This window comes from Microbacterium sp. NPDC087868 (assembly GCF_044900755.1).
GTDB lineage: Bacteria > Actinomycetota > Actinomycetes > Actinomycetales > Microbacteriaceae > Microbacterium > Microbacterium galbinum.
In genome coordinates, this window is the sequence record NZ_JBJDNO010000013.1 from 1 (window position 1) to 8104 (window position 8104).

10 protein-coding genes are annotated in these 8104 nt (G+C 62.2%); 3 read left to right on the top strand and 7 right to left on the bottom strand.

Annotated elements, in window-relative coordinates; genetic code table 11:
* On the top strand, nt 1–191 hold a 191-nt coding region (locus tag ACI2JZ_RS18190), incomplete at its 5' end, for a glycine cleavage T C-terminal barrel domain-containing protein (RefSeq protein WP_404598830.1).
* A 180-nt stretch (nt 192–371) separates the two neighbouring features.
* On the opposite strand, the gene ACI2JZ_RS18195 is transcribed toward ACI2JZ_RS18190, so the two are convergent.
* The 4 genes from ACI2JZ_RS18195 to ACI2JZ_RS18210 all read right to left on the bottom strand — a co-directional run bounded on the left by ACI2JZ_RS18195 (nt 372) and on the right by ACI2JZ_RS18210 (nt 4218).
* Complete coding sequence (locus ACI2JZ_RS18195) at nt 372–1088, bottom strand: NADPH-dependent F420 reductase (protein ID WP_105662326.1); 717 nt, start codon at nt 1086–1088, stop codon at nt 372–374.
* A gap of 243 nt (nt 1089–1331) precedes the next feature.
* On the bottom strand, nt 1332–2039 hold the full coding sequence (locus tag ACI2JZ_RS18200) for an aldolase/citrate lyase family protein (RefSeq protein ID WP_404598831.1): 708 nt from the start codon (nt 2037–2039) through the stop codon (nt 1332–1334).
* Nucleotides 2040–2683: 644 nt separating this feature from the next.
* Nucleotides 2684–3571, bottom strand: a complete 888-nt coding sequence (locus ACI2JZ_RS18205) for a bifunctional 5,10-methylenetetrahydrofolate dehydrogenase/5,10-methenyltetrahydrofolate cyclohydrolase (protein ID WP_404598833.1) — start codon at nt 3569–3571, stop codon at nt 2684–2686.
* The gene (locus ACI2JZ_RS18210) at nt 3568–4218 is read right to left on the bottom strand and encodes a cyclodeaminase/cyclohydrolase family protein (protein ID WP_404598835.1); all 651 of its coding nucleotides are present in this window, start codon (nt 4216–4218) and stop codon (nt 3568–3570) included. The genes ACI2JZ_RS18205 and ACI2JZ_RS18210 overlap by 4 nt, the downstream gene beginning before the upstream one ends.
* 472 nt (nt 4219–4690) lie before the next feature.
* Between ACI2JZ_RS18210 and ACI2JZ_RS18215 the strand changes: the two genes are divergently transcribed.
* Both ACI2JZ_RS18215 and ACI2JZ_RS18220 read left to right on the top strand, forming a co-directional pair.
* On the top strand, nt 4691–5125 hold the full coding sequence (locus ACI2JZ_RS18215; protein WP_404598837.1) for a MarR family winged helix-turn-helix transcriptional regulator: 435 nt from the start codon (nt 4691–4693) through the stop codon (nt 5123–5125).
* On the top strand, nt 5122–6519 hold the full coding sequence (locus ACI2JZ_RS18220; RefSeq protein WP_404598839.1) for an MFS transporter: 1398 nt from the start codon (nt 5122–5124) through the stop codon (nt 6517–6519). The genes ACI2JZ_RS18215 and ACI2JZ_RS18220 overlap by 4 nt, the downstream gene beginning before the upstream one ends.
* Nucleotides 6520–6593: 74 nt before the next feature.
* On the opposite strand, the gene ACI2JZ_RS18225 is transcribed toward ACI2JZ_RS18220, so the two are convergent.
* The 3 genes from ACI2JZ_RS18225 to ACI2JZ_RS18235 all read right to left on the bottom strand — a co-directional run.
* Complete coding sequence (locus ACI2JZ_RS18225) at nt 6594–6890, bottom strand: antibiotic biosynthesis monooxygenase (RefSeq protein ID WP_105662322.1); 297 nt, start codon at nt 6888–6890, stop codon at nt 6594–6596.
* Nucleotides 6891–6992: 102 nt separating this feature from the next.
* Nucleotides 6993–7523 (bottom strand): ASCH domain-containing protein, encoded by a 531-nt coding sequence (locus ACI2JZ_RS18230; protein WP_404598841.1) that lies wholly within the window; start codon nt 7521–7523, stop codon nt 6993–6995.
* A gap of 71 nt (nt 7524–7594) precedes the next feature.
* The coding region (locus tag ACI2JZ_RS18235; protein WP_404598842.1) for a PT domain-containing protein at nt 7595–8104 on the bottom strand (510 nt) is incomplete at its 5' end.

Genomic DNA, 8104 nt, shown 5'->3' on the forward strand with positions numbered 1-8104 from the left:
GCGCCGCCTACGGATACACGGTCCGCAAGCCGATCGCCTACGCGTGGCTGCCGATCTCGGTGGAAACCGGAGACCCGGTGGCGATCGAGTACTTCGGCAAGCAGATTGCCGCCACCGTGGTCGATGATCCGCTGTACGATCCGCAGATGGACCGTTTGCGCGGAGTTTCGCTGGCCACTTCGGCCAGCTAGCGGCTATACGCACGTACCCGGGGCCGGGCACCGCTCATGCGAGCGGTGCCCGGCCTGTCGTCGTTAACCTGCGTGGCTGCCTGCACGCCGAGGCGGTACGCCATGCATTCATGCCTCTTAATAGGGGTGGCCTGCCGATAGCGGCCGCGGATGGCCTTCCGCTGGAGGGCAACGGGCCGCTCAGAAGGCGCGTTCGGGAACATTCACGCGAGCCGCGGAATCCAGTGCTGCCTTGACCTGGTCCGCTGGTGTTGGCGCTGGAATCGAGGAAAGCAGCTGGTCATCCGGGGTCGTGGAATCCGCCAGGTAGATGCGCGTATATCCGGCGGATTCGGGCTCGAATTTCCACGTTTCCGCGAGCGCGCCCGCGTCCAGCGTATCGAAGCCGAGGCGTTCGATGATTGCCGCTGCTTGCTCCTTCGCTTGGGAATCATCGGAGGCAATGGGAAGCGCAGAGCGGCCAGCAGCCTCGGCGGGACGGGCCAGCAGCGGAATGTGGTGGGCCAGGATGTTGCCGAAGGCTTTGACATAGCGAGCACCATCGAGCCAGCTCGCCACCAGTTCGCTGGTCGTCATCGTCCCGCTGTCGAGTTCGGCAATGCGTCCATCCCTGGATGGATAGTAGTTGCTGGTGTCCAGCACTGTCTTGCCGCGCAGCAACCCGGCTGGCAGCTCACGTACCGCAGCGAGCGGAATGGACAGCACCACGGCTTCGCCCGCTTCGGCCACCTCTTGAACCGTGCCGGCTGCGGCCAGCGGCCCCAGCTCGGCCACGAGTTCCTGCAGCGATTGAACTCCACGGGAATTCGCAATCACCACGTTCACATTCGCGGCAACGGCCAATCGGGCGATTGCAGATCCGATATTCCCGCTTCCGATGATTCCCAGCGTTGGCATTCCATTTCCCTTCAGCAAAGTCCGGCATTGCGGGTGCCTGCCGATCTTCGCAGCAGCTATCCCCTTTGGTTGAACTGCCTTCCGGGCACCAAAATTCCCTACGCACCATGCTGGTCTTCGTGCGCCTCGCGGAAAGCAGGTGCCGGACCGGCAACCGGTGGCATTGGCAGGAACCGCCCGGCACCAAAACACCCTGCGTGCCCTCAGGCGAAGACGCTTCGAAGCAGGAACTTCAGTGACCGCTCAGCTCTCCAGTGCTTGCGCGGCACCGGCTTTCAGCAGGCCCATATCCGTGGCGGTGGCTACCCAGTCGTAGCCCAGGGCTTCGAAAGCACTGGCTCTTGATGGTGAACCGGCGAAGGCGCCCACTTCAATTCGGCGGTCATGGCAGGTTTTTGCTATGAATGCCAGGGGCGAGTCCTTGGCAGCAAGCAGTGAATCCACGTCGGTTCCAAGACTCATCGCCAAGTCGACCGGCCCAACGAATACGGAGTTGATACCGGCGACTCCAAGGATTGCCTGAAGGTTTTCCAATCCTTCAGCGGATTCAATCATCACCGACAGATGAAGCCGGTCGTTCGCTTCCTGCGGGGTCAGCACCGGTTCACCGAACAGTGCGCTCATCGGCCCCCAGCTTCTGGCACCATGTGGCGCGTACCTTGCCGCGTCGGCTGCTTCCCGGGCCTCCTCGGCCGTGTTCACCATGGGAACTATAATGTGAGCAGCACCCGCGTCGAGGGCAAACCCGATGTCCGCGTAGCTTCCGCTGCGGAGCCGAACTGCGATGTTTCCACCTGGCGCAGTAGCAAGAACAGAAATTATCCGGGCCTCGCTCCACAATCCATGCTGCATGTCCAGCCCATGCCAGCCAAAACCCAACTTCGATGTCGTTGCAAGAATTTCCGGTGAATCAAGAAAATGCCAAAGTCCGCGGGCTGAATACAGTGCCAAGTTGTTCTCCTAGGTTGCCAAACGCTGAAAGCAAGCAGTCCCTAGAGAACTTACTCTGTTTCCGCGGGCACCACGGTTCTGCATGACGTGCGCGCTTCATCCCTGATGCCGTAGCGCTGCCTGCTTCCAGCACTGCTGCACTGTGTTGAACTGTATTGAACTGCATCGGAGCCTAGCGCGCAGAACCGATCCCTGGACCGAGCATTCACCCGAACGGGTGCAGTTGTTTTCATGAACTCTCGATTCAACAAGGCCGGACCAGCACATCGCCGAAGCCTTTGTGGCGCACTGCGAATTGACCGCCCGGCGATGGTCGGAAACCCCGCGGAACTGCGAAGTCGACAGCCCTGTCCCAGGTCCTTGCTCGAAGCCCCGGCAACCGGTTTCGAGCGCGGGAAGACGCAAGGGAACCGCCGGGGAAGTTGCCGGGCGGGCAGCAGAAAGCCGCCGCATCATCAACCTCCCAATCGATGATGCGGCGGCGGCACGTGGCGCACCTGGCCGGCGGCAGATCCCAGTTCATGTCCCCGCCAGCGTGCACCGTGCCCGTGGTTCGCTTCGCCATGGCAATTGCGGTTCCGGCATTGAGGGCTCCACTGCCTGCTGGCTTGCCCGCAGCGGCACCCGGAACACCGGCCAGCCAGCTACCGGCGTCCGGCCATGCGCGCTCCCTTCGCCGGGGCCGCCTGCTGGCTTGCCGCCGCGGCCTGCGCGGCATGCAGGACCAGCAACGCCGTCGTCACCGTGCCCACGCCGCCGGGAACCGGACTCAGGGCCCGTACCAGCGGACGCACCGATGCCGCATGGACGTCTCCCACCAGCTTTCCTTCGGCGTTGACGTTGGTTCCGACATCGATCACCACAGTGCTTTCTTCCGCGTCATTGCCGGTGAGCAGGTTTGCCTTGCCCACGGCCATGACAACCACCGCGGCGGACTTCGTGAAATGGGCCAGATCGGCGGTCCTCGAATGGCAGATGCTCACCGTGGCATCGCGCTGCAGCAGCAGCTGGGCCAACGGCTTGCCCACCACCGCAGAGCGTCCGACCACCGCGACATGCTGCCCGGACAGCGGGATCCGGTAGTGCTCCAGGATCTCGATGACCGAGCGTGCGGTAGCCGGGGCAAAGGCCGGCTGGCCGACACTGAGCCGTCCCAGGCTCAGCGGATTGGCCCCGTCAATGTCCTTGGCCGGGTCGATCAGCGCCACCAGCGCCGCGGCATCCACCCCTGGCGGCAACGGGGTCTGCAAGATGATTCCGTGCACCGAGCTGTCCTCGTTCAAAGCGGTGATCGCTTCGGACAGCTGCTCCTGGCCGGACCCGGTCAGATCCACGACCTGGCAGTCCACCCCGAGCTGCGCGGCGGCCCGTTCGATCGAGCGCACATACCAGGCGGTGGCCTCGTTATCGGTGGCCAGCACGACCGCGATCCGGACACTGGTGCCCTCGCTGGCCATGCGCACCACCAGTTCTGCGGTGCGGGCGCGGATCGCTTCAGCCACCGGCTGCCCGGCTAGATTGCGTGCCGTCATGCTGCCACCACCGTACGGGCGTGCGCGCTGAGCTCTTCGGCGTGGGCGATCGCCTCGCTGGCCTGGCTGGCGGTCTGGATCAGCCGGTCGCGCTGGGCGATGTCCTTGATTGAGCAGATGTTCATTTCCAGGGTGGCCAGCGCGGTAGCCAAGGCCGCCCGGGCAGCTTCGGCCGCGGCGGCCACGTCGCTGAGAACCGATCGGTTGCCAATGGGCAGCAGGCGCTGGCCCAGCTTGATGACCTCAATGGAGGCCTCGACGGTAGAGACCAGCGGTGCGGCGGCGGCGATGGTGGCGTTTTGAATGGCCGCGCTGCGCTCCGACTTCTGCTCGCTGCTTTCCTTGGGCAGCTTGTACGCGGCACCCAGGGCGCCGAACAGCCTTTCGTCTTCCTCCGCGGCGAAGAGCCCCTGGCGCATCAGCAGCCGGGCATGCTCGGAAATCTGCTGGGCCTGCTCCAGGACGTCCGCGTACCGAGGTCCGGAAGTGAATTCGGCAACCATGGACACCAATGCCGCGGCCTGCGCCGCGTGCAGGCCCGCGGCCGCGCCCCCTCCTGGCGTCGGGGCGCCCGAGGCAAGCCGCTCAAGGTAGCTGCTGACAGTTTCATTGGAGATCAATGGGGTTTCCCCTCGTTCGGGACGCATGGAAGTTGATCCCTGCACCGTTCGGCGGGATTTCCGGCGCGCAGGACCACGGTCCAGGCCGCCGGAACCCCTTAGTATCCGACTGGTATATCAGGTTATCTTGAAGCCTAGAGCACCTACCGAACGCCGGTCAAGGGTTTTCTGCCACCCGGAACACCCCCGGCATCCAAGCGCCACGCGACCGGATCCCCCGCTAGTCCATCCAGGTCTTGCGCATGCCGGCCAACAGAGTCCGGAAGGCATTTTCCCTGCGGCGCACACGCGGTCCCGGCGCAGGGCCAGGAGTGCGCGGCACGAGCCGGAATCCATCAGGAGCGCACCAAAACGACAATCACTTGCTGCGGCGACATGCCTGCGAGCCACGGGGCCAAGCGAGCGAGTACCGCCTTCTCGCGCCCGATGGATCGGGGCAGTGTGCAGCCTCACGAGCATTCCACAAGAAGCTTGTACAAGTTAATTGTATTCTATAGCTATGGAAATTGATCCCGAGCCCGCAGACCTTCCCCAGCAAATGCTCGAGGTGCTTTCACCATTGCTGAGCCTGATACGCACGGCACGATCCATCTCACCGGGCAAACTGGGAATCCTGCACACCTTGGCCACCGAAGGCCGGGCTAGTGCCGCCCGGATGAGCCAGGCCATCGGGGTCAGCCAGCAGGCCATCTCGCTGACGACCAAGGAACTGGAAGGCCTCGGACTGATCGAGCGACACCGGGATGAGGCCGACCGCCGCAAGCTCTGGTTCCAGCTCACCGATGCCGGCCGCCAAAAGCTGGACCAGGAAATCCTGCTCGGCCGGACCGCGCTGCTCCAAGCCATGGGCGAGAACCTGAGCGAGGAGGACTGTTCCCTGATCCGCTCCGCCTTGCCCGCGCTCAAGAAAATCAATACCGCGGTCCGCCCATGAACCGCAACGCATCCAGCCAGAGCCCGCTGGTGCCCACGCTGGTCTTCGCCGCGCTAGCCACGGCAATCGTCTCCTCGCTGGGCATGCTGCTGGTCCCCTCGATTTCCCTGCGGTTCAATGTCGATATTGCCGCTGCCCAGTGGATGCTCACCGTGAATCTGCTGGCCGGCGCCGTGGCAACACCCATCATGGGACGCCTCAGCGATGGACCGCATAAGAAGCGGCTGCTGCTCGTCTCGCTGGCGGCCATGTTCCTGGGTTCTGTCATGGCAGCGTCCGCACCGAGCTTTGGCGTATTTCTTGCCGGACGCGTGCTCCAGGGATTGTCCTACGGCATTGTTCCGGTCACCATCGCCATCGCCAGGCGCTATGTAGCGCCCGAGCACGTGCAGAACACCATCTCCACCTTGTCGGTGACGGTTGCTTCCGGAATCGGCATCGGCTATCCATTGACCGGCATCATCGCTGGCATTTTCGACTACTCCTACGCGTTCTGGTTCGGTGCGCTATTCGTGCTGGCCACCATCTGCGTAGTGTGGAAAGTTGTTCCGGCAGGCCCCGATACCCAGGCCGAGCAACGCCCCTTCGACTACACCGGCTCCGGCTTGCTGGCCCTGGGGCTCACCTCCCTGCTGCTGGCCATATCCGAGGGGCCCAAGTGGGGCTGGGCTTCACCTGCCACGCTTGCTTTGGGCGCTTTCTCGGTCATCGTGCTGATCATCTGGGTGAAGGTAGAAAACAGCCTTGGCCACCCGCTGATAAATCTGCGCACGCTCAAGCAGGGTGAAGTCCTCCTGGCCAATATCTCGGCCATCACCTTGGGCGCCGCACTGTATATCGGCATGTCCGTATCATCACTGGTAGCCCAGGCAGATGCGGCAACTGGCTACGGGCTGAGCCTGCCGGTCTTCTGGGCAGGATTTGTCATCTTCCCGCTCTCGGTCGGCAGCTTGGCTGCCAACCGCGTGGTGCGCATACTCGCAAAACGCGTTGGCATCCAGGTCATGCTTCCCATTGGAGCGATCATCATGGCCGCAGCAGGCACCATGCTCTGGCTGCTCCACTCGGCGCTCTGGGAGATCTTGCTGAGCATGCTGGTCTTCGGCATCGGCATGGGCGCAAGCTATGCGGCCATGCCGGCATTGATCGCCCGCAGCGTGGCGGCCAAGGAGCTAGGCAGCTCGGTAAGTTTCAACCAGGTGCTGCGGACTGTAGGTTCTTCCTTCGGCACGGCGATTTCCGCGGCCATTATCGCCACCCACCCCGGACTCAATGGCGAGGCCAGCCCGGAAGGCATCGACATGACCTTCTTGATCGGCGCACTGCTTTGCATCGCCTTGGGTGCTGCGTTGCTGGCCGATTCGGCACGGCGCAAGTTCAAGGGACGCAGGTAGGCGAGAAGGTCCTGGATGCAGATAACGCCCCGATACCACGAAGGCATCGGGGCGTTGCCCGCAGGCTGCTGTGCCTAGAATTCGACGATCTCGAATTCGAGAAGTTCAGCGCCGCTGGCCACTGGCTTCTTGGCATCGCTGCCAGCATGGGCCGCATCAGCGCGCTGGGTACGCCAGTTCTCGAAGTCCTCGCGGGTTGCCCACTGGGTGTACACGAAGTACTTGTCTCCACCATTGACCGGACGCAGCAACTTGAACCCTTCGAACCCCGGTGAAGAATCCACCGAATGCTTGCGAGCAGCAAAACGCTTCTCCAGTTCCGGTCCAGCTTCGCCGGGAACCGATAGGGCATTGATGACGACAATCGACATGTTCAACCTTTCTTTTCCGGGCTTCTTTCACGGGAAACCCTCTGTCTCCACCCTACGCCCGCGCGTTCTCGACCGCAGGCCAGCGTGACGAAGTTCGACCGGCTAGTCGGCATGCTCCTGCGGCCAGCAAATTTCAAAGCGTTCCAAGACCAGCTCTCCCCCGGCTTTGGCGGTGTCTTCAGGGTTCCAGTCGATTCCTATGGATTTCTGCGTTCGGCGCCAGAATTTTTCATGTTCTGCGCGCCAGTATTCCAGCGACAGATCCCCTTCGCCCTCGGCCGCGGCAAACTGCGCGTCTACCTCGAAGAACGAGGAACGCTCGACGGAAAGTACTCGCAAAATTGCTCGCGGCTGCCCTTGCCCATCGCAGACAATGCAGTGGTCTTCAGGTTGCGGGACACGTTCGTTGTAATAGGCATAATCGCTAGCCAGAGATGAAGTCGCTCGCTTGGTTCCGTGCAGCATTTCATCCAGAAGCTCATCGGCAAGCGCAGGATGATCACCGAACGATTCGGCGACATAGTGCGGTGCCTCGGTCCGCGGAATCCCTTTGCTCTCCAGGTACGCAGACCACATCTGTTCAGCAGCTTCTGCATTGACAGGCGGCAACACTGGAAGAGATTTTTCAGTCATGGAACGATCCTAGCCGCGAAGCACATTCCGCATGGCCCTGGAATGGCAATGGAAGGACGATTGGGCTGCGTCTAGAGTCCTGGAATCTTGAATTCGAACTTCTCCTTCGAGTTCCTTTGGCTTTCAAATGCAATAGTCCGGCCCCCAAGGAGGTAGAACTGCTTCAGCTTTATAGTCACTGGGCCTTCGCAGCTAAGCCTGAACGAATTAGCTCGCATGTTCGAGGGAACGCAGTTCCCCTTGTACGTCATGTTATCCACCCAAAGCCAGTTGAGCCGCACCTCGAAACTTATTGGATCGCTTTCAGAAGCTCCGCTGATATCGAAGGTGTAATTCGCAAAGAATCCACCTTCCTCTTGTGCCATGATGACCTGGAATCCAGACCCGTCTTGGTCGTCTTCCGGCTCAACTGTTGGTTCCGAGGTTGGTTCCGCAGTCGGCTCCACCGTTGGCTCCGGGGTCGGTTCTGCAGTCGGCTCGACTGAAGGCTCCACCGTAGGATCCACCGTTGGTTCCGGGGTTGGTTCAGGAGTCGGTTCCGAGGTCGGTTCTGCAGTCGGCTCGACTGAAGGCTCCACCGT